Genomic DNA, 21,222 nt, shown 5'->3' with positions numbered 1-21,222 from the left:
ACGGCCCGGGGACCCGCAAGATGCCTCAGCGGTTCGCCAGGTCCACCAGCGCCGCCGCCAGCACCCGCGCCCCCGCCGCCAGCTGCCCCGGCGTGGAATACTCCGCCGGGTTGTGGCTCACCCCCTTGCGGCAGGGCACGAAGATCATCCCCGTCGGGCAGAGCGGCACCATGAACTGCGCGTCGTGGAAGGCCCCGCTCGGCAGCGCCAGGGATGCCAGCCCCTGCGCGTCGGCGGCCGCCTGCACCGCATCCGTCACCAGCGGGTCGAACTCCACGGGCAGCGCGTGGAACCGCTCCGTCACCGTCACGTCGCAGCTCTTCACCGCGCTGCGGATCGTCGGCTCGATCGCGTCGCCATTGGCGATCAGCAGCTCCTTGTCAGGGTGCCGGAAGTCGATGGTGAAGCGCGCCACGTCGGCCACCGTGTTGGAGGTGTTCGGCATCACCTCGATCTGCCCCACCGTGAAGCGCAGCACGTCCGTCGGGTCCGTCATCAGCGCGTTCAGCGCGTTGATCGCCCGCACCATGTCCTGCACCGCGTCCCGCCGGGTGGAGACGGGGGAGGTCCCGGCATGCGCCGTCTCCCCCCGCACCTCCACGATGAACCAGCGGCTCCCCTGGATCCCCGTGACGACGCCGATATCCTTCCCCTCGGCCTCCAGCCGCGGCCCCTGCTCGATATGCGCCTCCAGATAAGCGAAGGGCTTGCCCCCCAGCGGACGGTGGGAGAGGTCCGCCTCCGCCTTGCGGTGCTCGTCCAGCGCCTGGCGGAAGGTCACCCCCTCATGGTCCGCCACCGCGTCCCAGGCCGTGGCGGGCTTGTAGTGCGCATAGGCCATGCTCCCCATGCAGCCCGGCGCGAAGCGCCCGCCCTCCTCGTTCGTCCAGGCCACCACCTCGATCGGCCGCACGGTCTGCACGCCCGCCTCGCGGATCGCCTGCACCGCCTCCAGCGCCGCGATCACGCCCCAGATTCCGTCGAAGCGCCCGCCATTGGGCTGGGTGTCCATGTGGCTGCCCGTCAGCACCGGGGCAGCCGCCGGATCCGTTCCCTCATGCCGCAGGAACAGGTTGCCGATCTCGTCCACCGAAACGGCCAGGCCCAGCCCCTCCGCCCAGGAGATCACCAGCCGCCGCGCCTCCCGGTCCAGCGGGGTCAGGCAGGCCCGGTTCACCCCCGGCGACCCGTCCGTGCCGGTGATGGCGCCGAGCTTCGCCAATTCCATCAGCCGGTCCCATTGCCGGGCCTCACTCACGGCCGCGATCAGGTTGGGGGCGGTGCTGGCGCTCATCGGGAACCTTCCATGGCAGGGGACGCCCGGCATTTGCGGCGCCGTCCCCCCTAAGATCAACCCGCCGCCCCACCGATTTCGCGAGAGGCACGGTAACCCAGTCCTTGCCGCAAGGCGGCACGCCACGTGCTAAGCCGTTGCAAACCCCGGTGCCGAGCCGGGATCGCTCCGCGACCCAGAAAAACCCCCAGAAGATCCCTCCGGGAGCCGCCATGCCGGACGCCAAGCCAGCCCAGACCGCGCCCCAGCCCATGGGCGGACCCGCGCCCGGCCCCGAAGCCCTCGCCGCCCTCGCGTCCGAGGTCCGCCGCCAGCTCGGCCTCCTCGACTACCCCCGCCACCCCTGGGTCCCCTCGCGCGGCGAGGGCGTGCTGGATGTCGCCATCATCGGCGCCGGCCAGACCGGCCTCGCCACCGCCCACGGCCTCCTGCGCGAAAGGGTGCAGCGCGTCCGGGTCTTCGACGCCGCGCCCAAGGGCGGCACCGGCGTCTGGACCACCTTCGCCCGCATGCGGACCCTCCGCACGCCGAAGCACGTCACCGGCCCCGACCTCGGCATCCCCGCCCTGACGCCGCGCGCCTTCTTCACGGCGCGGGACGGCGAGGCCGCCTGGGAGAACCTGCACAAGATCGGCCGCGTGGACTGGCAGCGCTACCTGGACTGGCTGGAGGAAACGCTGAACCTCCCCGTCGCCCACGGCCACCGCCTGCTGCGGATCGGCCGCACCGAGGCCCGCGCGCCCCTCGAACTCACCTTCTCCACCCCGGGGGGCGAGACGGTGATCCGCGCCCGCAAGCTCGTCCTCGCCACGGGGATGGACGGCATGGGCGGCTGGTCCATCCCGGCGCCCTTCGACACGCTGCCGCCCGCCCGCGTCTCCCACACCTCCGGCCATGTGAACTTCGAGGCGCTGATGGGGAAGCGCATCCTCGTCGTCGGCGCCGGCGCCTCCGCCTTCGACAACCTCGCCACCGCGCTGGAAGCCGGCGCCGCCCACGCCACCATGCTCGTCCGCCGCCGCCAGATGCCGCGCGTGAATCCCTTCCGCTGGATGGAGCAGTCCGGCTTCCTCGGCCAGCTCTACAGCCTGCCGGACGCCCTGCGCTGGCGCTTTATGCAGCACATCTTCGCCCTCAACCAACCGCCGCCGCAGGAATCCTGGAACCGCGTGGCCGAGGACCCGCGCTTCGAGCTGCACATGGGCAGCCCAGTCACCGCCGTGCGGGAGGAGGGCGCCGAGGTCGTCGTGACCACCCCCCGGGCGGAGCACCGCACCGACCACGTCATCGTCGGCACCGGCACCGCCTTCGACCTCTCCCTCCGCCCGGAACTCGCTCCTTTCGCGGCACACGTCCTTCTCTGGCGCGATGCCTATACCCCGCCCAAGGGCCTGGAATTCCCGGCCCTGGGCGCCTGCCCCTACCTGCGCGACGACTTCTCCCTGCGCGAGAAGACCCCGGGCGCCGCACCCTTCCTGCACCACATCCACATCATCAACTACGGCTCCACCGCCTCGATGGGTCTCTCCGGCGCCAGCATCTCCGGCATGAAGTACGGCGCCACGCGCCTCGTGGACGGCATCTGCCGCCGCCTTTGGCAGGAAGACGCCGAATTCCACCTCCAGGACCTCCTAACCTATGACGAGCCCGAGCTGACGAGCGACATCCCCCAGGAGCTTCCCGGCGCCGCAACGGCCCTGGTGGCGGAGTGACGGACATGAAGCCCTCCGCCCTCTCCACCCACGTCCTCGACACCGCCGCCGGCATCCCTGCCGAGGGCATGGCGATCGAGCTCTGGCGCATGGAGCCCGAACCGCGGCGGCTGGTCCGCACGATCACCAACGCCGATGGCCGCACCGACGCCCCGCTCCTTCCCCCCGAGACCTTCGCCCCCGGCCGCTACGAGCTTCGCTTCGAGGCCGGCCCCTACTTCGCCGCCCGCGGAGCCGACCCCGGCTATCTCGGCACGGTGGTCCTGAACGTCGGCCTGCGGGAAGGACAGGGGCACTACCACGTACCCCTTCTCCTCTCCCCCTGGTCCTACTCGACCTACCGGGGCAGCTGATTTCATTAAAGATCGGTCATTAATTGGGGGAAATGCGCCCGAATCATACAAGAACCCCGCCGCACATCAGCTAGGCTGACCGCAGCGCCTGCGATCGAGCTGGCGCTGGACAACACAGGGAAGCCCCCCCAATGCACCACTCACGCGCGCTCCTGCGGGTCACGGCCATCGCCGCGCTCGCCACCCTCGCCGCCTGCGCCAACGCCGTCCCGCCCCCTGCGCCGACCACCGAGCCGATGCGCGGCGCCCCGCTGCCGGTCGGCTCCCAGGCGCCCGTCTCCGGCCCTGCCCCGGCGATCACCACGGAGCCGATGCGCGGCGCCCCGCTGTCCTCCGGCAGCAGCGGCGCCGTCAACCGCAGCAGCACCGTCCCGGATATCGGCACGGAGCCGATGCGCGGCGCCCCGCTCCCCTCCAGCACGGACCAGCGGACCCGCTACTGAGCCGAGCGGACGCGGCCGCGCCTTTCGGGCGCGGCCGCAACCCGGCCGGAAAAGCCCGCCGCAACGGTCGGCTGTCCCTCCAACCCTCAGCCGCCCGCGCAACCCCTGGCGGCCGGCCTGATCCCCGCCACAACACCGCCGGGGATGGCAGCACGCACGGGACAGGCCTGGCGACCTTCGGACCCTCACCCCCCGTAGGGGGAGGGGTCATCCAGCCCCGGCGGTGCCGATACCTCCCGGTCGCGCAGGATCAGCGTCGCATCGTTCTCCGACACCTTGTTCGCCCGCTTGCTCACCGGCCAGCAGGCCAGCCACTCCGGCGGGCAGGGCCGCAGCAGCCCCAGCAGGGTCTCCACCGAGGCCTCCTCCTCCCCTAGCCAGCCCCCCCAGGCCTCCCTGGGCAGGATCACCGGCATCCGGTGGTGCAGGGGCGCCTGCTTCGGATTCGCTTCCGTGGTGATGATGGAATAGGTCCGCAGCCAGTGCCCCTCCGGGTCCTTCCATCCCTCCCAGATCCCCGCAAGCGCCATCGGCTCCCCTCTCGCCAGGGCCACCGCGAAGGGCTGCTTCGGGTCCCGGGTCTTCGCCGTCCCCTGCGCCTCCTTCGGTGAGAGCCACTCGTAGAACCCATCCGCCGGCACCAGGCAGCGCCGCTTCGCGAAGGCGTCGCGGAAGGAAGGCTTCTCCGCCACCCCGTCCGCCCTCGCATTGATCAGCCGCGCCCCGTCCTTCGCATCCTTCGCCCAGTGGGGCACCAGTCCCCAGCGCAGCAGGTCCATCTGGCGCTGCCCCGTCTCCGGATTCCGCCGCAGCACGACCCCGTCCTGCGTCGGCGCGACATTCCAGTTCGGCGCGAAGTTCGGCAGCGCTGCCGCGTCCGGCACGGCGAAATAGTCCCGCAGCCCCGTCGGGTTCCGCTGGAGAAAATACCGTCCGCACATCGCGCCCCTCCGTTGCAATCCGTCATCCACCACGCCGGGGCAGGGGGGCAACCGCGCCCAACCGCCCACGTTCTTAACCCAGAGCAACACGGCAAGGAGACAACGCCATGGCGATCGACAAGGACCGCGTCGAGGGTTCCCTGAAGCAGGCCGGGGGCGCCATCAAGGAGAACCTGGGTGCCGCCGTCGGCGACAAGAAGATGGAGGCCGAGGGCGCTGCCAAGCGCGCCGAAGGCAAGGTTCAGAATGCCGCTGGCGGCGTGAAGGACGCGGTGCGGGACGCCGCCGACAAGGCCTGATCCACCGCGGATCGGAAGGGAAGGGCGGGCGGCCGGCAGGCCCCCGCCCTTCTTCCGTTCAGAAGGGCAGGATCGCGTCCAGCACCTGCTGTCCGTAGCGCGGCGCCTGCACGTCGCTCACCGTTCCCCGCCCGCCATAGGCGATCCTCGCCTCCGCAAGGCGGTCGTGCTGCACGGTGTTGTCGCTGGCAATGTCCTGCGGCCGGATGATCCCCGCGATGCTCAGATCCCGCATCTCCTGGTTCACCCGCACCTGCTGCCGCCCGCTCACCACGAGATTTCCGTTCGGCAGCACCTGCGTCACCGTCGCCGCGACGCGCATCGTCACCGCCTCCGTCCGCCGGATCTCTCCCTTACCGACCGAGGAATTCGCCGAGGACGCCTCAAGCAGCTTCGACGGATCGATCCCGTTCGGCAGGAACCGCGCATAGGATGCGTCCAGCCCCAGCAGTCGCGGGATCCCCATGTTCTCCGAGTTGTCGCGGCTCCGCCCCGTGCTGTTCGACAGCGCCGCGTTGTCGTTAATCGAGACGAGCACCGTGATCAGATCGCCCACCGCCGCCGCCCGCTGGTCCCGCAGAAAGGTCCGGCTCCCCGGCCGCCACAGGCTGTTCGCCACCAGGTTGCGCGAATCCTGCGGCGCCGGCATCGGCATCGAAATCGGCCGGTAATCCGGATTCCGCGTCGGATCGGCGATCGGCGCCATCTCCGGCGCGTGCCCGATCCGCGCCAGCCGCTCCGCCGTCCCGCACCCCGCCAGCAGTAGCACCGCCAGCAGCGCCGAGCCCTTCGCCACGGCCCGCATCAGCGGCCCACCGGCACGCTGCCAAAGGCCACGCGCACCCGGCCCGGCCCGATCGCCTCGGCTTCCACGACGGTGCGGGAGGAGAGGTTCATCACCGGCACCGTCTCGCCCCGCGCCGCCGGCGCCATGGCCCGTCCCTGCGCGCTCATGCTCATTCCCGGACCCTCCACCAGCATCGTCACCACCGCGTTCTTCTCGATCACCGGCGGCGCCGAGAGGTCCGCCAGCGCGAACCCCACGCCCTCACCCATCGGCCGGCGCAGCGCCTTGCCCACCACCTGCCCGGGATCGCTCGCCAGCCCCGCGCGCACCCGCTCCACCCGCTGCCGCACCAGCCGCAGGTCGCCGGGCGCCACCACCTCGCCCAAGCCCAGCCGCCGCGTCGCCACCACCACCGCCGCCGTCGACACCGCCCGCCCTGCCAGCCGCACCCGCAGCGTCGGCATCCCCTCCGCAACCACCACCAGCGTGCCAGCAAACCGGTTCGTCGCCGCCTCGAACACTGTCTGCTCCAGCGCCAGCTGGACGAAGGCCGCCAGCGGCACCATCGGCGACTGGAATCCCGGAAGCTCCAACTCCGCGAGCGGATCCAACCCCATCCGGCCGAGCACGCCGCGCAGCAGGTCCATCACCTCGTCCCGTGGCACGGCACGCCCGGGACGCTCCACCACCACCGTGTCCGCCGCCGTCAGCGGTCGCCACACCACGCCGCTTCCCCGCGCGATGGCCAGAAGCTGCGCCGACTCCACCACGATCCGTCGCCCCGGCGCCGGCGCCGGCCCGACCACGCGCCCCTCATTCGCCCCCGCCCCGTCGAACAGGTCGGAGAGCCGGATCACCGAATCCTCCACCACCGCCAACGGCCGCAACACCGCGAGATCCGCCCGCGCCACCCCCGGCAGCAGCAGCGCGGCGGCCAGCAGCAGCGCCCGCATCACTTCAGCCGCGCAATGGTGCTGAGCATCTCGTCGCTCGCCGTGATCACCTTGCTGTTCATCTCATAGGCGCGCTGAGCCGTGATCAGGCTCGTGATCTCCTGCACCACGTTCACGTTCGAGGTCTCGATGAACCCCTGCATGATGTTCCCGAATCCCGGCGCTCCCGGCGCCCCCTGCTGCGGCGCGCCGGATGAGGCCGAGGCCAGCAGCAGGTTGTCCCCCACCGCCTCCAACCCGCCCTCGTTCGCGAAGATCGCCAGCTGGAACTGCCCGATATTCTGCGTCGCCGTCTGCCCGGCCAGCTTCACCAGCACCTCGCCGTTCCCGTTGATCGTCACATCCGTCGCATTGGCGGGAATGGTGACGCCCGGCATCACCGGATACCCCTCCGCCGTCACGATCGTCCCCTCCGGCGAAAGCCCCAATGTCCCGTCCCGCGTATAGGCCGTCTCGCCGGAGGGCAGCTGCACCTGCAACATCCCGTTGCCGCGGATGGCAATGTCGAACTTGTTCTCCGTCTGCTGCAGGCTGCCCTGCTCGTGGATGCGGTACACACCCGCTGTCCGCACCCCCAACCCCACCTGCGCGCCGGAGGGCAGTGTCGTCCCCGTGTCCGACGACTGCGACCCCACCCGCCGCATGTTCTGGTACATCAGGTCCTGGAACTCCGCCCGCCGGCGCTTGAATCCCGTCGTGCTCATGTTCGCGATGTTGTTGGAGATGACCTCGACATTCGTCTGCTGGGCCATCATGCCCGTGCCGGCCGTCCAGAGCGCGCGCATCGCCTAAACCCCTCCCACCCGCATCAGCTTCGCTTCCGCAGGATGCGCTCCACGGCACCGGAAAGCCGATCGCCCTCCTTCTCCGCGAACTGCGCCATGAACTGAAATTCCCGCATCTCCGCCGTCAGCCGCGTCAGCTCCGACACCGGCTGCACGTTGCTGCCCTCCACCGCACCCTGCACCAGCGCCGGCCGCTCCACGGGCTCCGGCGCCTGCCCAGGTGACGCGGCGAGAAGCCGGCTCCCCTCCGCCACCAGGTCCTGCCCATCCTCGAAGCGCACCACCCGGATCCGCCCGATCTCGCCGTTCTCGCTCCGCAGCGTGCCGTCGCCCCGGATCACCAGCCGCGTGTCGCCCGGCGCCATCTGCAGCGGGTTTCCGCCCGCGCCCAGCAGCGCGTTCCCCTCCATGTCCACCACCGTCCCCTCCGGCCCCAGCGAGAACCGGCCCGCCCGCGTGTAGCGCTCCCCGCGCGGCGTCTGCACCGCGAAGAAGCCCGCGCCGGAGATAGCGACGTCCAGCGGATTCCCTGTCGTCTGCACCGGCCCCGGCGCCTCCTCGCGCCAGGTCGCCCGGTCCTGCGTGAAGTACGCGCTCTCGCCGCCCGGCACCGCCGCCGCCTCGCGCTGCCGCTCCAGATAGGCGGTAAATACCGGCCGCGACGCGCGGAACCCCGGCGTCTCCGCATTCGCCATGTTGTGCGCCAGCACGTCCACCGCGCGGTTCTGCGCCACCAGCCGCGAGAGGGCGATGTAGCCAGGATTGTCCATCCGCGCCGCTAGCCTCTTGCCGTCCGGACCGGGAGCATGCCCGGGGATGCTTACCAAAGCGTTGCCCGCGCCCATCCCCCGCGAACCGGCAAAACCTGCCGCCCGGCAACGCTCCGTTAACCCGTCCCCACCACACTCGCCCCATCGGAACGGCAGGAAGCACCCGACCCTATGGCCCATGCGGCGGCACTCTCGGCGGACGGAGCGGCGGCCCCGAAGAAGGGCGGCAGGAAGAAGCTGGTCCTCCTCGCCCTGCCACTGCTGCTCGGCGGCGCCGGCGCCGGCCTCTGGTTCAGCGGCCTCCTCCCCTTCGGCAAGGCCGCCGAGCACGGAGAGGAGCACGCCGCCGCCCCTGCCGGACACGGCGCCCCCGCACTCCCGCAGCAAGCCGCCAGGCCCCCCGTCTTCCTCGACCTGCCGGAGGTGCTGACCAACCTCAACGTCACCGGCCGCCGCGCCACCTTCATCCGCCTGAAGGCGAAGCTGGAACTCGCCTCCGAGGCCGATGCCGCGGCCGTCCAGGCCGCCATGCCCCGCCTGCTCGATCTCTTCCAGACCTACCTGCGGGAGATGCGGCCGGAGGAGCTGCGCGGCAGCCAGGGCACCTATCGCCTGCGGGAGGAACTGCGGAACCGCGCCTCCCTCGCGGCCAGCGCCGCCAAAATCCAGGACGTCCTCTTCATCGAGATGATCGTCCAGTGAGTGAGGAGGACGACCTCGCCGCCGCCTGGGGCGCCTCGCTGGAGGAGGAAGCCCCCGCCAGCGCCGATTCCGCCCGCGTCCTGAACCAGGCCGAGATCGACAGCCTCCTCGGCTTCGACAGCGAGCGGGTCGACGACTCGAAATCCGCCATCGAGCGCATCATCGGCAGCGGCCTCGTCTCCTACGAGCGCCTGCCGATGCTCGAGATCGTCTTCGACCGCCTCGTGCGGCTGATGAGCACGACGCTCCGCAACTTCACCTCCGACAACGTGGAGGTGTCGATCGACGGCATCACCTCCCTCCGCTTCGGCGACTACCTCAACTCCATCCCGCTCCCCGCCATGCTCGCCGTCACCAAGGCGCGCGAATGGGACAACTACGGCCTGATGGTCGTCGACTCCGCCATGATCTACTCCGTCGTGGACGTGCTGCTCGGCGGCCGCCGCGGCACGGCCGCCATGCGCATCGAGGGCCGCCCATACACCACCATCGAGCGCACGCTGGTGGAGCGCCTCATCACCGTCATCCTGCGCGACGTCTCCGCCGCCTTCGACCCCCTTTGTCCCGTGGAGTTCCAGTTCGAGCGGCTGGAGGTGAACCCCCGCTTCGCCGCCATCTCCCGCCTCTCCAACGCCTGCATCCTCGTGAAGCTCCGCGTTGAGATGGAGGACCGCGGCGGCAAGGTGGAGCTGCTCCTCCCCTACGCCACGCTGGAACCCGTCCGCGAGCTCCTCCTGCAGCAGTTCATGGGCGAGAAGTTCGGCCGCGACTCCATCTGGGAGAACCACCTCGCGGACGAGCTGCGCCACACCGACGTCGCCCTCGACGTGGTGCTGGACGAGCAGCCGCTGCCGCTCTCCACGGTCGTCAACCTCAAGCCCGGCGACCGCATCACCCTCAATGTCGGCCCCGGCGCCCCCGTGCGCCTCCGCTGCGGCGAGGTCCCCCTCTTCGAGGCCATGCTCGGCCGTCGCGAGAACCGCCTGGCCGTGCGGATCGAGCGCGAGCTGAAGCGCGCGGGAACGGAGGAGGCGGCATGACCGCGCTCGAATGGTGCGTGCAGGGCACCCTGCTGCTGCTCCTGCTCGCCGCGCTGCCTTTCATTCTTCGGCTTGAACGCGGCCTTTCCGCCCTGTGCCAGGACCGCGCCGCGATGGCCGAGGGCACCCGCGGCTTCGAACTCGCCGCGCGCGAGGCCGGGTCCACCCTCTCCGGCCTGCGCGTCGCGCTGGAGACCGGCGCCCGCCAGTCCGCCAGCGCCGAATCGCTGCGCGACGACCTGCGCTTCCTCGTCGAGCGCGCGGAAAGCCTCGCCGACCGCCTGGACACCCTCATCCGCCAGGGCCGCCCGCCCGCTGTGCCAGCACACGCCCCGATCCCGGCGGCGGAGGAAGCCGCCCCCCGAAGCCAGGCCGAGCGCGACCTGCTCCGCGCCCTTCGGATGGCCCGCTGATGCCCCCGCTCCCGCGCATCCCGCACCCGCGACTGGTCCCGGCCATCCTCGTCGCCTGTGCCGGCCTCGCTCTGGTGAAGGCAGGCTCCCTCTGGCAGGCAGCGCCGGGGGAGGGGCTTCTGGTCGCCAGCGCCGTCGCCTCCTCCCCGCCACCCGCGCCTGCGAAGCCCGCCGCTCCCCCGCCTGCGCCGACACCTCCGCCCGCCAATCCCGTGGACCAGGCCGAGCGCGACCTCCTCGGCAACCTGCGGGAGCGCCGCACGCAGATGGAGGCCCGCGAGGCCGCCATCGCCGCACGCGAGGCCGTCCTCGCCGCCGCCGAGCGCCGTTTGACCGCACGCCTCGACGAGATGGCCGCCCTGAAGTCCCGCCTGGAGGCGCTGGAGCGGGGCAGGGGGGAGCGCGAGGAGGCCGGCTGGCGCGGCCTGGTGAAGACCTATGAATCGATGCGCCCGCGCGATGCCGCCACCGTTTTCGACGATTTGGAAATCTCTGTGCTCGTACAGATCGTCCATCGGATGCGGGAAGCGAAGACCGCCCCGATCCTCGGCGCCATGCGCCCGGATCGGGCCCGCACGCTGACGGCGGAGCTCGCCAGGCTCCGCGCGGCCGACAACAGGACGGATTGAAAGGAGAGCGATGCCGATGGACAAGAACACCAACGTGCTGATCGTCGACGACTACAAGACGATGCTGCGCATCATCCGGAACCTCTTGAAGCAACTCGACTTCAACAACGTCGAGGAGGCGACGGACGGGCAGGAGGCCCTCTCCAAGCTCCGCGCCGGCAATTTCGGCCTCGTCATCTCCGACTGGAACATGGAGCCGATGACGGGGCTCGACCTGCTGAAGGAGGTGCGGGCCGACGCCCGGCTGAAATCCACCCCCTTCATCATGATCACCGCCGAGAGCAAGACGGAGAACGTGGTCGCCGCCCGCGCCGCCGGCGTCTCGAACTACATCGTCAAGCCCTTCAACGCGGAGACGCTGCGCGACAAGATCGAGAAGGTGATGGCCCATGCCTGAGTCCGCCGCCGACATGGTGCGCCCGGAGATCGCCCTCCAGGTCATGTCCAACCTGAACCGCACCGAGACCGCACTGCTGGCCGAGCTCGAATCGCTCGGCCGCATGGTCGCCGCCGCGAAGGAGGAGATCGCGGCGATGCGCGTGGAGAACGTGGACGCCACGCACCTCCCCGCCGCCACCGACGAGCTGGACGAGGTGGTGAAGTCCACCGCCAACGCCGCGAACGAGATCCTCGACGTTTGCGAGACGCTGGAGAACCTCCAGCCGAAGCTCGACGCCGAGGCGGCGGACACGGTCGCCACCTGCGTCACCCGCATTTACGAGGCCTGCGCCTTCCAGGACATTACGGGCCAGCGGATCGGAAAGGTGGTGAACGCGCTGAAGCAGATCGAGCACCGGGTGCGGGAGACCACGGGACGCTTCGCCCGATCGGACGCGCTTCCGGCCCGCCACGCCCCGGCACGGACGGAGGGCGAGCGACTGGCCAACGGACCGCAGTCCACCGCCGCCGCCTCCTCCCAGGCGGAGATCGACGCGCTGCTGGCGAGCTTCGATTGATGCGCGGCGCGGCATTCCTCGCACTGTGCGGCCCGCTGCTCCTCACCGCCCCCGCTCTGGCGGAGCGGGTGGCGGTGCGGGTCGGCAGCCATCCCGGCCACGGCCGCATCGTGCTGGACCTCGCCGCGCCGAACGTCGCCTATCGGGTGGAGGAAGGGCCGGACGGCGCCCTCCTCCACCTCACCCCGGGGCTGGAGGCGGACCTCGCCGCCGCCCGCCGGCCCCCGCGCAACGTGACCACGCTGGAAGCCACGGGGGAGGGCCTGCGCCTCCGCACCCGCCCCGGTACCCGCCTGCGCCACTATCGGCTCGGCAACCGCCTCGTGCTCGACGTGCTGGACGCCGCCACGTCCCAACCCCCTCCCGCGCGGATCGCCACGCCCCAGCCCTCAGCCGCCCTGCCTCCCGCCCGGCTCGCGATGCCGGAGCCCGCCCCGCCGCGCCTGGCCACGGCCCCGGCGCCGCCGCCACCTGCGCCCGCAGGACCCGCCGCCCCCTCCGCCGCGCCGGCACCCGTCGCGCCGGAGGTCCCGGCAGGCCTTCCGCTCCGGACCGTTGCTGCCGAGGGCGGCCGCGCACTGCTGCTCCCCGGCACCGAGGCGGCCGGCCTCGCCATCCTGCGCCGCGGAGAGCTGCTGCTGCTGGTGCTGGACGGGCCCCACCCGCTCGACCCGTCGCCGCTGCGGGATGATCCGGTCTTCGCCGGCCTCCGCGTGCAGCGTCTTCCCGAGGCCACCCTCCTCACCCTCCCCATGGCCGCCCCTGCTGGCCTCGCGGCGCGGCGCCAGGACGGCCTGTGGCTCATCACCCCCGTCTCCGCCGCCCGGCGGGAACGCTCCATTCTGGCCGAGCCGGAGGAGGGCCGCGTCGTGCTCCGCGCCGCCGCGCCCGGCCGCCCCGTGCCCGTGCTGGACCCCGAGACGGGCCTGCCTCTCCTCCTGGGCACGGTGCGCGAGCCCGGCCAGGCGGTGCCGCTGGCGCGCAGCCTCGCGCAGACGGACCTGATTCCCACGCAACTCGGAATAGCCGCCCTCGCGCGCGCCGATTCCGTCGCCCTCCGCCGCGCCGGGGACCGCTTCGTCCTTTCCGGCGCCACCGGCGCCACCCTTCCCGATCTCACCGCCGAGGCGGGCACCATGACACGCCTCATGGACCTGCCCGCCCTCCAGCCCGGCCCGTCCCAGGAAAGGCTGCGCGCCCAGGCCGCGAGCCTTGCCGCCGCGCCGCCCCTGGCCCGCCTCCCTCTGCGCCGTGCCGCCGCCGAAGGCCTCCTGGCCCTCGGCCTCGCCCAGGAGGCCCAGTCCATGATGCGCCTGGCTTTCCAGGAGGACCCGCGCTCATCCACCGACGCCCGCAGTCTCCTCGTCCATGCTGCCGCTGCCCTGCTCGCCGGCCGCGCCGGAGAGGCCCAGGCCCTCCGCGGTACGACCCTGCCCGCCAATGATGAGGTGGCCCTGTGGCGCGCCGCGCTCGCCGCCTCGGCCGGTGAGGCCTCGGCCGCCGCACCGGACTTCGCCGCCACCTTGCCCCTTCTCCTCGCCTATCCCGAGCCGCTCCGTGCCCGCCTGCTCCCGCTCGCCGCGAATTCCCTGCTGGAGAGCGGCGACCTTCCCGCCGGCCGCCGCCTGCTGCGCGCCGCCGGCGAGCGCCCGGATCTCGCCCTCGCCACCGCTCGCCTCGCCGAGGCCGAAGGCCGCACGGAAGAGGCCCTGGACCGGCTGTCCCGAATCGCCGAAGGCCGCGACCGCCTCGCCCGCGCCCAGGCCCTTCGCCGACAGGCGGAGATCCGCCTCGCCGGTGGCGCCATCACCCCTGCCGCCGCGGCCGCGTCGCTGGAGGCATCGCTCTTCGCCTGGCGCGGCGACTTGGAGGAGTTCGGCACCCGCCTCCGCATCGCTGCCCTTCGCCAGACCGCCGGGGACGGCCGCGGCGCCCTGGACCTGCTGAAGGAGACGGCCGAGACCTATCCCGACCGCCTCGAGCAGCTCCGCCCCTTACAGGAGGCCGCGCTGCTGCAGGTCATGGCCGGGGAACCGCCCACCCTCGCGGCCGCCCTCGTCGAGGCGAACACCGCCCTCCTGCCAGCAGGCGCGCGTGGAGCCGATGCCCTCCTGGCCCTTGCCGAGCGTCTCGGCGCGATGGAGCTGCCCGACCGCGCCGCCGCCCTCGCCGCCCAGGCCGTTGACCGCGCCCCGGGCGAGGCGCGCCCGGCCCTCGCGCTCCGGCTCGCCGCCCTCCGCCTCGCTGCGGGTGACGCGCCCGGCGCCGTCGCCACGATCGAGAAGGCGCCGCCGACCCCCGGGCAAGCCGTCGAGCACGGCCTTCTCCTCGCCCGCGCGAAGACAGCCCAGGGCTCGGCGGAGGAAGCGTTGGCCGTTCTGCGCGGCCTGGGTACCCCCGGCCTGCCCGCGCTCGCGAACCTGTTGTCCGAGCGCCAGGACTGGCCCGGTGCCTCGGACGCCCTCCTCGCCCTGGCGGCCGCCAGGCCTGAGGACCCATCGACGGCCCCCGATCTTCTCCGCGCAACCGCCTTCGCCGCCCTGGCCGGCGATCCGCCCCGTCTCGCCGCGATCCGCGCGACATGGCTGCCGAAGCTCGGCACCGGCGCCCTCGCCGACGCCGTCGGCCTGCTGACCGCCGATCCGCTGCGCGGCCTCTCGGACCTGCCAAGGCTCCAGCGTGAACTGGACCTTTTCCGGGGATTTCCGGAGAGGCTGGAGGCCTTCCGGACCGCAGCGGCTTCTTCAAGGTAAGCCACGCGCCGAACGCGGGGGGGAGCCGCGTTTTTTTCGGCCGGAATTTCTCGATTTCACTTGCGATAGGGGGCCGCGTGCCTCATATGCGCCGGCGTTGACCTGATCGAATTTCCGATCGTCCTGGTCATCTGCCGGTCGAGGAATGGGGGCCCAAATGGACTTTCACGTTGCTCCGCTGGGGATGGTCTCGGATGCAAGCCCGAGCGAAGCCCAGTTCACTGAAGAGGCGAAGGATTACTTCGTCGAGAAGAACGGCGTTCGCTTCGCCGGGACTCACCTGATTATTGATCTCTGGGGTGCCACGAACCTCGACGATCCCGCGCACATCGATGAGGTGCTGCGCGAGGCTGCGATCGAGACCGGCGCCACGATCCTGCACGGCCACTTCCACCACTTCCAGCCGAATGGCGGAGTGAGCGGCGTGCTCGTGCTCGCGGAGAGCCACGTCTCGATCCACACCTGGCCCGAGAAGTCCTACGCCGCGCTCGACATCTTTGTCTGCGGCGTCTGCGATCCGTATCTCGCGATCCCCGTGCTGAAGCGCGGCTTCCTGCCGGAGCGCGTGCAGCTGGCGGAACACCGCCGCGGCATGCAGGCCTGACACCAGAACGTCACGCACGAGACCGGGGGCGGGCCCTAGGGTCCGCCCCCTTCTTCTGTCCGGAGACCTTCGATGACGACCGACTCCTGGGTGAACGAGACACTCTACGAGGCCTGGGGCCAGCGCTTCCGCGTCGCGCGTGAGCTCGCCCGCGTGAAGTCCGACTTCCAGGACATCATGGTCTTCGAATCCGAGACGCATGGCCGCGTCATGCTGCTCGACGGCGTCGTCCAGATCACCGAGATGGACGAGTTCGTTTACCAGGAGATGCTGACGCACGTGCCGCTGCTCGCCCATGGCGACGCGAAGCGCGTCCTCATCATCGGTGCCGGCGACGGCGGCGTCCTCCGCCGCGTGCTGGAGCACAAGAATGTCGAAAAGGCCGTCATGGTCGAGATCGACGGCGAGGTGATCCGCCTGGCGAAGGAGTTCCTGCCCGGCGTCGCTGGCGATGCCTGGAACGACCCGCGCGCGGAAGTCCTTGTCGCCGACGGCATCGACTACGTCCGCAAGGCCGCCGACGGCTCCTTCGATGTCGTGATCGTGGACAGCACCGACCCGATCGGCGTCGGCGAGGTCCTCTTCACGGACGAGTTCTACGCCAACGCCGCGCGTCTGCTCTCGGATCGTGGCCTGATCGTGAACCAGTGCGGCGTGCCTGCCATGCAGGCCGACGAACTAGCCGAGACCTCGATCCGCCGCGGAAAGGCCTTCCCGGACATCTCAGCCTATGTCGCCGCCGTCCCCACCTATGTCGGCGGCTACATGACCCTCGGCTGGGCCGCGAAAGACGCGTCGATGCGCAAGCTTGGCGCTGGCGAGATCCGTGCGCGCGCCGAGACGGCCGGCATCCTCGGCAAGACCGGCTACTGGACGCCGGAGATCCACGTGGGCTCCTTCAACCTGCCCCCGTACATCGCGAAGCACCTGCCCAGCTAGGGCAGGGACTTGCGGTTACGGCCGCCGCGCTCCACCGGTTCCCCGTTTGCCCGTCGCCCGCCTCAACAGGCGCGCGGTGACGGATTGGGAACACGGGGCCGCGGCGGCCGTTTCTCTCTTCGGCCGCCATGCTCCACCGGCCCCCCGGTTTGGCCGTCGCCCGCCCGGTCATCAGGACGATGACGGGCGTGCGGTGACGGATTGGGGGCGCGGGGGCATGGCGGCCGTTCTCAGTTTCCGGCGAAGCCCTGCACCAGGCTCGCCGACACCAGCCGCCACCCGTCCACCATCACGAAGAAGATGATCTTGAACGGTAGCGCCACCACGCTCGGCGGCAGCATCATCATGCCCAGCGACATCAGCAGCGACGCCGCGACAAGATCGATGACGAGGAACGGCAGGAACATCAGGAACCCGATCTCGAACCCCCGCTTCAACTCGCTCACCATGAAGGCCGGCACCAGCGCGCGCCAAGGCGCCTGATCCGCCGCGGCCTGCGCCGGCAGCCCAGCCAGATCCAGGAACAGCGCCAGGTCCGTCTCCCGCGCATTCGCCGTCATGAACTTGCGGAACGGCTCCGCCGAGGCCGCCAGCCCGTCCAGCTCCGCCATCTGCCCGGCCAACATCGGCTGCAACCCCTGCGTCCAGCTCGCCTCCACCACCGGCTGCATCACGAAAAACGTCAGGAACAGCGCAAGTCCGATCAGCACGGGGTTCGGCGGAGTCCCCTGCGCCCCGATCGCGCTCCGCAGCAGCGAGAGCACGATCACGATTCGCGCAAAAGCTGTCGCCATCACCAGCAGGGAAGGGGCCAGCGAGAGCAGCCCGATCAGCGCCGTCAGCTGCACCAGCCGCGCCGTGCTGCCGGAACCCGACCCGCCGAGATCCAGCGACACGGATTGCCCCAGCGCCACGCCCGGCACCAGCAGCAACGCCCCGACGATCAGAGCCAGCCAAGGAAGCTGTCCTGCGGCCCTCCCGTCACGACCAGCGCCTCCCGCCCGTCCACGCGCAGGATGACTGCCCGCCGCCGCGAATCGATCGCTGTCACCTCCACCACCCGCAGCCGCCTCGGCCCCGCCACCGCCAGCCCGCCCCGCCGCGCCAGCCGCGCCGCCAGCCACAGCAGCCCTAGCACCAGCGCCAGCGCGCCCACGGCCGTTAACCACTGCCCCATCCCGCCGTCCACCATTCGCCCTCATGCGCCGGAGCCGGCGCGGGACATCCGCGACCGCAGCCCGTTGACCTGCGCCAGCAGCCCCGCCAGCGCCGGCCGCGTCGCACGCCCTTCTTCCCGCGGCAGCGCCAGGGCGGCGTCGCACAGCGTGCCCACCTCTCTCTCCAGCCCTTGCAGATCGAGGTCCCGTCCCCCCTGGAGAAGGGCCTCGGCGAGGCTCAGCACGCCGTGCAACTCATCGACGGCGGCGAGCACGGCATTTTGCGGCGTGCTTGTCATGCCGCCGAGGATGCCCCCGAACCCCTTCCGGTCCGTTAACGCCGCCGGCCGTCCCGTTCACCGAACCTTAGGAACACCGGCCGAAGATGCCGGCATGGAGATCACCGGCAAAACACCGTCCGTCACCAGCCCCATGAACCTCGCCGAGACCCGCCTCCGCTGGCTGGACCGGCGGCAGGAGGTTCTGTCCCGCAACATCGCCAATGCGGACACCCCCGGCTACCGCGCCCGCGACCTCGCGCCCTTCGCTGCACACCTCGCCCGCGCCACCGCCCCCCGCGCCATGTCGCGCACCGATCCCCGGCACCTGACCCCTGCCGGCTCCGGCGACCCCGCCGCCCGCACCGCCCCGGCCGAGGAAGTCTCCCCCAACGGCAACGCCATCAGCCTGGACGAGCAGGCGCTGAAGGTCGCCGACACCGATTCGGCCCACGCCCTTGCCATGGGCCTCTACAAGAGTTGGACCGGCATGTTCCGCACCGCCCTTGGCCGCAACGGCTGAAACCCCACGCCATAACGGAGAGACCGCATGGACCTGGACAAGGCGCTCCGCATCTCCGCCGCCGGCATGGCCGCGCAGTCCACGCGGCTGCGCGTGGTAGCGGAAAACCTCGCCAACCGCGACAGCACCGGCGAGAGCCCGGGCGCCGATCCCTACCGCCGCCGCACCGTCTCCTTCGCGGATCGCCTGGACCGCGAGACCGGCACCCGCGCCGTCGCCGTCAACCGCATTGGGCAGGCGCCCGGCGAGTTCCCCCGCCACTACGATCCCTCGCACCCCGCCGCAGACCCGACCGGCTACGTGAAGACCCCGAACGTGGACAGCCTCATCGAGGTAATGGACATGCGCGAGGCCCAGCGCAGCTACAGCGCCAACCTCTCCGTGCTGGAAACCACGCGCGGCATGCTCACCCGCGCCATCGAGGCGCTGCGCTGATGCCCGCGCCCATCGGTGCCGCCGGCGCGGCCGCCGCCTACCGCAGCGCTGCCGCAGCCCCCGCCACCAACGCCGCGGAAGGCTTCGGCGGCGCCCTCAAGCGCGCGATGGAGGGCGCGGTGGAATCCGGCCGCCAGGCCGATGCCGCCAGCACCGGCGCCCTGCTCGGCAGCGTCAGCGTCACCGATACCGTCCTCGCCGTGAGCCAGGCGGAACTCGCCTTGCAGACTGCCGTCGCCGTCCGGGACCGCGTGGTCTCCGCCTACCAGGACATCATGCGAATGCCGATCTGATGGAGACCGACCTCGTCGCCCAGTCCATGCGCGACTCCCTCTGGATCACCCTCCAGATCGGCGCGCCGCTGCTGATCGCGCTGCTCGTCGTCGGCCTCGCCGTGTCGATCCTGCAGGCCCTGACACAGATCCAGGAACAGTCGCTCGCCTTCCTGCCGAAGCTGGCGGTCGCCGGCGGCGCGCTGCTGCTGCTGGGCCCCTTCATGGTCGGCGTGCTGCACGACTGGACCGTCACCCTCTTCGACCGCATGGTCACGCTGGGTGGGCTTTGAGGCGGAGCCGGCCATGACGGAAGCGGCCTTCCTCGCCGCGCTCCCGGCCCTGGCCTTCGGGGCGGCGCTCGTCCTCGCGCGCATGGGCGCCGCCGCGATGATCCTGCCCGGCCTCGGCGAGGCCGACATCCCCGCGCCGCTGCGCCTCGGCATCGCCCTGGCCCTCGTCCCCGTGCTGCTCCCCGTCCTCGCCCCGACCCTCCCGGCAGCGCCCGACACCGCCGCCGAGACGCTGCGCCTGATCGCGCTGGAGGTCGCCACCGGCTTCTGGATCGGCGGCCTCGCCCGGCTGCTCGCCATGGCCCTCTCCGTCGCGCTCCAGGCCTCCGCCTCGTTGCTCGGCCTCGGCAACATCCTCGCTCAGGACCCGAGCATCGGCAGCGGCGCCTCCGCCCTCGGCCGCCTCGGCACCCTCGCCGCGGCGGTGCTCGTCCTCTCCACCGGCCTCTACGCGCTGCCGCTCCGTGCCCTCGCGGAATCCTACTCCTTGATGCCGCTTGGCACGCCCTGGCCCGCCGGTGCCGCGGCGGATGAGATGGCGGCGACAGGGGCCGCCATGCTGTCCCTCGCGCTCCGCCTCGCCGGGCCCTTCGTCGTGGTCGCGGTCGCCATCAACCTCGCGATGGCCCTCGTCTCCCGCGTGGCGCCGTCGATCCAGGTCTTCTTCGTCGCGGCACCCGGCCAGATCGTCGCCGGCCTCGCGTTGCTGGCCCTCCTCGCGCCCCCGCTCCTCGCCACCTTCCAGGGGGCCCTGGCGTCCGGCTGGGCCGACCTCCCGGGGCTGCGCTGATGGCGGAGGAAGGCGGCGAGGAGGCCGAGGACAAGACCGAATCCCCCAGCGCGCGCCGCCTCGACAAGGCGCGGCAGGACGGCCAAGTCCCGAACTCGCGGGAGGCCTCCGGCTTCGCCGCCCTGCTCCTCGCCGTCCTCGCCGCCGCCACCGCCATGCCCGCCCTCGGCCGCGACCTCCTGCGCGCCCTGCGCGGCATCCTGGAGCGCGGGCATGAGCTCACCCCGCACGCGGCACTGGAGGTGCTGCTGCCCTCCGCCACGCTCCTTCTTCCAATCCTCGGCGCGGCCGCCCTCGGCGCCGCCGCCGCCACCCTCCTGCAGACCCGCGGCCTCGTCTCCGCCAAGGGCCTCGCCCCCCAGTTCTCCCGCCTCTCGCCGCTGGCCGGGCTGAAGCGGATCCTCGGCCCCGAATCCCTCGTCGAGTTCCTGAAGACCCTGCTGAAGATCGCCCTCGTGGGCGGCGCAATCTGGCATGCCGGCGGCGCGCCGGAGTTGCTGGAGGCGGTGATGCACCAGCCCGCCGCCCTCCTGCTCGGCACCATCGCGGATGGTGCCCTCCGCCTCGTCGCCGGCACCCTTGTCGCCTTCGCGCTCCTCGCCGGCGCCGACCTCTTCGTCGTCCGCTTCCGCCACCTCCGCCGCCTGCGGATGAGCCGCCAGGACATGAAGGAGGAGGCAAAGGACTCGGAGGGCGACCCGCATGTGAAGGCGAAGCAGAAGGCCTTCCGCCAGAAGGTGGCGCGCCGACGCATGATGGCCGCCGTCCCGAAGGCCGCCGTCGTCATCACCAATCCCACCCACTACGCCGTCGCCCTCGGCTATGAGGAAGGCTCCAACGCCGCCCCGAAGATCCTCGCCAAGGGCGCGGACGAGGTCGCCGCGCGCATTCGCGAGAAGGCGAGGGAGGCTGGCGTGCCGCTGGTCTCCAACCCTCCGCTGGCCCGCGCCCTCTTCCGGCTGGAGCTGGAGACCGAGATCCCCGCGGAGCACTACGGCGCGGTGGCCGAGATTATCGCCTTCGTCTGGCGCGCCCGCGCCCGCCGACAGGCTTGAAGGGGACGGCGATGGACGCGCCCCGGCCGCGCGCTAGGCTCTGGCC

At 71.7% G+C, this 21,222-nt stretch carries 28 protein-coding genes; 19 read left to right on the top strand and 9 right to left on the bottom strand.

Annotated features, from left to right (window positions below; all coding sequences use genetic code 11):
• Positions 1-25 precede the first annotated feature (25 nt).
• Positions 26-1,294: a M20 family metallo-hydrolase gene (locus J5Y10_RS06915; RefSeq protein ID WP_209372092.1), complete on the bottom strand. Its 1,269-nt coding sequence runs from the start codon at positions 1,292-1,294 to the stop codon at positions 26-28.
• 212 nt (positions 1,295-1,506) lie between these two features.
• On the opposite strand from J5Y10_RS06915, the gene J5Y10_RS06910 reads away from it, so the two are divergent.
• The 3 genes from J5Y10_RS06910 to J5Y10_RS06900 all read left to right on the top strand — a co-directional run bounded on the left by J5Y10_RS06910 (position 1,507) and on the right by J5Y10_RS06900 (position 3,802).
• Entirely contained in the window at positions 1,507-3,006 is a 1,500-nt protein-coding gene (locus J5Y10_RS06910; RefSeq protein WP_342452860.1) for a SidA/IucD/PvdA family monooxygenase, read from the top strand.
• A gap of 5 nt (positions 3,007-3,011) precedes the next feature.
• The gene (gene uraH / locus J5Y10_RS06905; RefSeq protein WP_209372091.1) at positions 3,012-3,359 is read left to right on the top strand and encodes a hydroxyisourate hydrolase; all 348 of its coding nucleotides are present in this window, start codon (positions 3,012-3,014) and stop codon (positions 3,357-3,359) included.
• A 131-nt stretch (positions 3,360-3,490) separates the two neighbouring features.
• Positions 3,491-3,802 carry a hypothetical protein gene (locus J5Y10_RS06900; protein ID WP_209372089.1) on the top strand — a complete coding sequence of 104 codons (312 nt, stop codon included), beginning with the start codon at positions 3,491-3,493 and terminating at the stop codon, positions 3,800-3,802.
• A gap of 185 nt (positions 3,803-3,987) precedes the next feature.
• On the opposite strand, the gene J5Y10_RS06895 is transcribed toward J5Y10_RS06900, so the two are convergent.
• Positions 3,988-4,743 (bottom strand): SOS response-associated peptidase, encoded by a 756-nt coding sequence (locus tag J5Y10_RS06895; RefSeq protein ID WP_209372087.1) that lies wholly within the window; start codon positions 4,741-4,743, stop codon positions 3,988-3,990.
• 107 nt (positions 4,744-4,850) lie between these two features.
• Here J5Y10_RS06895 and J5Y10_RS06890 point away from each other — a divergent pair, with 107 nt between their 5' ends.
• Positions 4,851-5,042 carry a CsbD family protein gene (locus J5Y10_RS06890; protein WP_245214369.1) on the top strand — a complete coding sequence of 64 codons (192 nt, stop codon included), beginning with the start codon at positions 4,851-4,853 and terminating at the stop codon, positions 5,040-5,042.
• 58 nt (positions 5,043-5,100) lie between these two features.
• Here J5Y10_RS06890 and flgH read toward each other — a convergent pair whose 3' ends face one another.
• Genes flgH through J5Y10_RS06870 form a run of 4 tightly spaced genes read right to left on the bottom strand, consistent with a single transcriptional unit; the run spans position 5,101 to position 8,337 of the window.
• Positions 5,101-5,847 (bottom strand): flagellar basal body L-ring protein FlgH, encoded by a 747-nt coding sequence (flgH, locus tag J5Y10_RS06885; RefSeq protein WP_209372085.1) that lies wholly within the window; start codon positions 5,845-5,847, stop codon positions 5,101-5,103.
• Complete coding sequence (gene flgA / locus J5Y10_RS06880) at positions 5,847-6,782, bottom strand: flagellar basal body P-ring formation chaperone FlgA (protein WP_209372083.1); 936 nt, start codon at positions 6,780-6,782, stop codon at positions 5,847-5,849. The genes flgH and flgA overlap by 1 nt, the downstream gene beginning before the upstream one ends.
• Positions 6,782-7,567, bottom strand: coding sequence for a flagellar basal-body rod protein FlgG (gene flgG, locus J5Y10_RS06875; RefSeq protein ID WP_209372081.1), 786 nt, complete (start codon positions 7,565-7,567; stop codon positions 6,782-6,784). The genes flgA and flgG overlap by 1 nt, the downstream gene beginning before the upstream one ends.
• A gap of 23 nt (positions 7,568-7,590) precedes the next feature.
• Positions 7,591-8,337, bottom strand: coding sequence for a flagellar hook-basal body complex protein (locus tag J5Y10_RS06870; protein WP_209372079.1), 747 nt, complete (start codon positions 8,335-8,337; stop codon positions 7,591-7,593).
• Positions 8,338-8,508: 171 nt separating this feature from the next.
• Here J5Y10_RS06870 and J5Y10_RS06865 point away from each other — a divergent pair, with 171 nt between their 5' ends.
• The 9 genes from J5Y10_RS06865 (at position 8,509) to speE (ending at position 16,373) form a co-directional block, all read left to right on the top strand.
• Complete coding sequence (locus J5Y10_RS06865) at positions 8,509-9,039, top strand: flagellar basal body-associated FliL family protein (RefSeq protein ID WP_209372077.1); 531 nt, start codon at positions 8,509-8,511, stop codon at positions 9,037-9,039.
• The gene (gene fliM, locus J5Y10_RS06860; RefSeq protein ID WP_209372075.1) at positions 9,036-10,079 is read left to right on the top strand and encodes a flagellar motor switch protein FliM; all 1,044 of its coding nucleotides are present in this window, start codon (positions 9,036-9,038) and stop codon (positions 10,077-10,079) included. The genes J5Y10_RS06865 and fliM overlap by 4 nt, the downstream gene beginning before the upstream one ends.
• Complete coding sequence (locus J5Y10_RS06855; RefSeq protein WP_209372074.1) at positions 10,076-10,492, top strand: DUF6468 domain-containing protein; 417 nt, start codon at positions 10,076-10,078, stop codon at positions 10,490-10,492. Before fliM ends, J5Y10_RS06855 begins: the two co-directional genes overlap by 4 nt.
• Positions 10,492-11,121 carry a MotE family protein gene (locus J5Y10_RS06850; RefSeq protein WP_209372073.1) on the top strand — a complete coding sequence of 210 codons (630 nt, stop codon included), beginning with the start codon at positions 10,492-10,494 and terminating at the stop codon, positions 11,119-11,121. The genes J5Y10_RS06855 and J5Y10_RS06850 overlap by 1 nt, the downstream gene beginning before the upstream one ends.
• 16 nt (positions 11,122-11,137) lie before the next feature.
• Positions 11,138-11,518: a response regulator gene (locus J5Y10_RS06845; RefSeq protein WP_432761251.1), complete on the top strand. Its 381-nt coding sequence runs from the start codon at positions 11,138-11,140 to the stop codon at positions 11,516-11,518.
• A complete protein-coding gene (locus tag J5Y10_RS06840) occupies positions 11,511-12,077 on the top strand; it encodes a protein phosphatase CheZ (protein ID WP_209372071.1) in 567 nt (188 codons plus the stop codon). The genes J5Y10_RS06845 and J5Y10_RS06840 overlap by 8 nt, the downstream gene beginning before the upstream one ends.
• Positions 12,077-14,830 (top strand): hypothetical protein, encoded by a 2,754-nt coding sequence (locus J5Y10_RS06835; protein WP_209372070.1) that lies wholly within the window; start codon positions 12,077-12,079, stop codon positions 14,828-14,830. The genes J5Y10_RS06840 and J5Y10_RS06835 overlap by 1 nt, the downstream gene beginning before the upstream one ends.
• Positions 14,831-14,987: 157 nt before the next feature.
• Entirely contained in the window at positions 14,988-15,434 is a 447-nt protein-coding gene (gene speD / locus J5Y10_RS06830; RefSeq protein WP_209372069.1) for an adenosylmethionine decarboxylase, read from the top strand.
• Between the two features lie 72 nt (positions 15,435-15,506).
• A complete protein-coding gene (speE, locus tag J5Y10_RS06825) occupies positions 15,507-16,373 on the top strand; it encodes a polyamine aminopropyltransferase (protein WP_209372068.1) in 867 nt (288 codons plus the stop codon).
• 230 nt (positions 16,374-16,603) lie between these two features.
• On the opposite strand, the gene fliP is transcribed toward speE, so the two are convergent.
• The 3 genes from fliP to J5Y10_RS06810 are packed head-to-tail and all read right to left on the bottom strand — an operon-like array spanning position 16,604 to position 17,829.
• Entirely contained in the window at positions 16,604-17,305 is a 702-nt protein-coding gene (fliP, locus tag J5Y10_RS06820) for a flagellar type III secretion system pore protein FliP (RefSeq protein WP_342452859.1), read from the bottom strand.
• Between the two features lie 11 nt (positions 17,306-17,316).
• The gene (locus tag J5Y10_RS06815; RefSeq protein ID WP_209372067.1) at positions 17,317-17,550 is read right to left on the bottom strand and encodes a flagellar biosynthetic protein FliO; all 234 of its coding nucleotides are present in this window, start codon (positions 17,548-17,550) and stop codon (positions 17,317-17,319) included.
• A 21-nt stretch (positions 17,551-17,571) separates the two neighbouring features.
• Positions 17,572-17,829, bottom strand: a complete 258-nt coding sequence (locus tag J5Y10_RS06810; RefSeq protein ID WP_209372065.1) for a hypothetical protein — start codon at positions 17,827-17,829, stop codon at positions 17,572-17,574.
• Between the two features lie 94 nt (positions 17,830-17,923).
• On the opposite strand from J5Y10_RS06810, the gene J5Y10_RS06805 reads away from it, so the two are divergent.
• Genes J5Y10_RS06805 through J5Y10_RS06780 form a run of 6 tightly spaced genes read left to right on the top strand, consistent with a single transcriptional unit; the run spans position 17,924 to position 21,176 of the window.
• Complete coding sequence (locus J5Y10_RS06805) at positions 17,924-18,331, top strand: flagellar basal body rod protein FlgB (RefSeq protein ID WP_209372063.1); 408 nt, start codon at positions 17,924-17,926, stop codon at positions 18,329-18,331.
• A 27-nt stretch (positions 18,332-18,358) separates the two neighbouring features.
• Positions 18,359-18,766, top strand: coding sequence for a flagellar basal body rod protein FlgC (gene flgC / locus J5Y10_RS06800; protein WP_209372061.1), 408 nt, complete (start codon positions 18,359-18,361; stop codon positions 18,764-18,766).
• Positions 18,766-19,059 (top strand): flagellar hook-basal body complex protein FliE, encoded by a 294-nt coding sequence (gene fliE / locus J5Y10_RS06795; RefSeq protein WP_209372059.1) that lies wholly within the window; start codon positions 18,766-18,768, stop codon positions 19,057-19,059. The genes flgC and fliE overlap by 1 nt, the downstream gene beginning before the upstream one ends.
• On the top strand, positions 19,059-19,331 hold the full coding sequence (gene fliQ / locus J5Y10_RS06790) for a flagellar biosynthesis protein FliQ (RefSeq protein ID WP_209372057.1): 273 nt from the start codon (positions 19,059-19,061) through the stop codon (positions 19,329-19,331). Before fliE ends, fliQ begins: the two co-directional genes overlap by 1 nt.
• Positions 19,332-19,344: 13 nt before the next feature.
• Positions 19,345-20,121: a flagellar biosynthetic protein FliR gene (locus J5Y10_RS06785; RefSeq protein WP_209372056.1), complete on the top strand. Its 777-nt coding sequence runs from the start codon at positions 19,345-19,347 to the stop codon at positions 20,119-20,121.
• Positions 20,121-21,176 carry an EscU/YscU/HrcU family type III secretion system export apparatus switch protein gene (locus J5Y10_RS06780; RefSeq protein WP_209372055.1) on the top strand — a complete coding sequence of 352 codons (1,056 nt, stop codon included), beginning with the start codon at positions 20,121-20,123 and terminating at the stop codon, positions 21,174-21,176. The genes J5Y10_RS06785 and J5Y10_RS06780 overlap by 1 nt, the downstream gene beginning before the upstream one ends.
• The last annotated feature ends 46 nt before the right edge of the window (positions 21,177-21,222 follow it).

It is taken from the genome of Roseomonas indoligenes (genome assembly GCF_017813365.1).
Taxonomy (GTDB): domain Bacteria; phylum Pseudomonadota; class Alphaproteobacteria; order Acetobacterales; family Acetobacteraceae; genus Roseomonas; species Roseomonas indoligenes.
The sequence above is the reverse complement of the archived record's forward strand: the minus strand, read 5'-3'. Positions and strand labels throughout refer to the sequence as shown.

Coding starts and splice junctions, on each gene's coding strand:
- J5Y10_RS06915 (WP_209372092.1), bottom strand. CDS start 1,294: ATGAGCGCCAGCACCGCCCCCAACCTGATCGCGGCCGTGAGTGAGGCC.
- J5Y10_RS06910 (WP_342452860.1), top strand. CDS start 1,507: ATGCCGGACGCCAAGCCAGCCCAGACCGCGCCCCAGCCCATGGGCGGA.
- uraH (WP_209372091.1), top strand. CDS start 3,012: ATGAAGCCCTCCGCCCTCTCCACCCACGTCCTCGACACCGCCGCCGGC.
- J5Y10_RS06900 (WP_209372089.1), top strand. CDS start 3,491: ATGCACCACTCACGCGCGCTCCTGCGGGTCACGGCCATCGCCGCGCTC.
- J5Y10_RS06895 (WP_209372087.1), bottom strand. CDS start 4,743: ATGTGCGGACGGTATTTTCTCCAGCGGAACCCGACGGGGCTGCGGGAC.
- J5Y10_RS06890 (WP_245214369.1), top strand. CDS start 4,851: ATGGCGATCGACAAGGACCGCGTCGAGGGTTCCCTGAAGCAGGCCGGG.
- flgH (WP_209372085.1), bottom strand. CDS start 5,847: ATGCGGGCCGTGGCGAAGGGCTCGGCGCTGCTGGCGGTGCTACTGCTG.
- flgA (WP_209372083.1), bottom strand. CDS start 6,782: ATGCGGGCGCTGCTGCTGGCCGCCGCGCTGCTGCTGCCGGGGGTGGCG.
- flgG (WP_209372081.1), bottom strand. CDS start 7,567: ATGCGCGCGCTCTGGACGGCCGGCACGGGCATGATGGCCCAGCAGACG.
- J5Y10_RS06870 (WP_209372079.1), bottom strand. CDS start 8,337: ATGGACAATCCTGGCTACATCGCCCTCTCGCGGCTGGTGGCGCAGAAC.
- J5Y10_RS06865 (WP_209372077.1), top strand. CDS start 8,509: ATGGCCCATGCGGCGGCACTCTCGGCGGACGGAGCGGCGGCCCCGAAG.
- J5Y10_RS06855 (WP_209372074.1), top strand. CDS start 10,076: ATGACCGCGCTCGAATGGTGCGTGCAGGGCACCCTGCTGCTGCTCCTG.
- J5Y10_RS06850 (WP_209372073.1), top strand. CDS start 10,492: ATGCCCCCGCTCCCGCGCATCCCGCACCCGCGACTGGTCCCGGCCATC.
- J5Y10_RS06845 (WP_432761251.1), top strand. CDS start 11,138: ATGGACAAGAACACCAACGTGCTGATCGTCGACGACTACAAGACGATG.
- J5Y10_RS06840 (WP_209372071.1), top strand. CDS start 11,511: ATGCCTGAGTCCGCCGCCGACATGGTGCGCCCGGAGATCGCCCTCCAG.
- J5Y10_RS06835 (WP_209372070.1), top strand. CDS start 12,077: ATGCGCGGCGCGGCATTCCTCGCACTGTGCGGCCCGCTGCTCCTCACC.
- speD (WP_209372069.1), top strand. CDS start 14,988: ATGGACTTTCACGTTGCTCCGCTGGGGATGGTCTCGGATGCAAGCCCG.
- speE (WP_209372068.1), top strand. CDS start 15,507: ATGACGACCGACTCCTGGGTGAACGAGACACTCTACGAGGCCTGGGGC.
- J5Y10_RS06815 (WP_209372067.1), bottom strand. CDS start 17,550: ATGGGGCAGTGGTTAACGGCCGTGGGCGCGCTGGCGCTGGTGCTAGGG.
- J5Y10_RS06810 (WP_209372065.1), bottom strand. CDS start 17,829: ATGACAAGCACGCCGCAAAATGCCGTGCTCGCCGCCGTCGATGAGTTG.
- J5Y10_RS06805 (WP_209372063.1), top strand. CDS start 17,924: ATGGAGATCACCGGCAAAACACCGTCCGTCACCAGCCCCATGAACCTC.
- flgC (WP_209372061.1), top strand. CDS start 18,359: ATGGACCTGGACAAGGCGCTCCGCATCTCCGCCGCCGGCATGGCCGCG.
- fliE (WP_209372059.1), top strand. CDS start 18,766: ATGCCCGCGCCCATCGGTGCCGCCGGCGCGGCCGCCGCCTACCGCAGC.
- fliQ (WP_209372057.1), top strand. CDS start 19,059: ATGGAGACCGACCTCGTCGCCCAGTCCATGCGCGACTCCCTCTGGATC.
- J5Y10_RS06785 (WP_209372056.1), top strand. CDS start 19,345: ATGACGGAAGCGGCCTTCCTCGCCGCGCTCCCGGCCCTGGCCTTCGGG.
- J5Y10_RS06780 (WP_209372055.1), top strand. CDS start 20,121: ATGGCGGAGGAAGGCGGCGAGGAGGCCGAGGACAAGACCGAATCCCCC.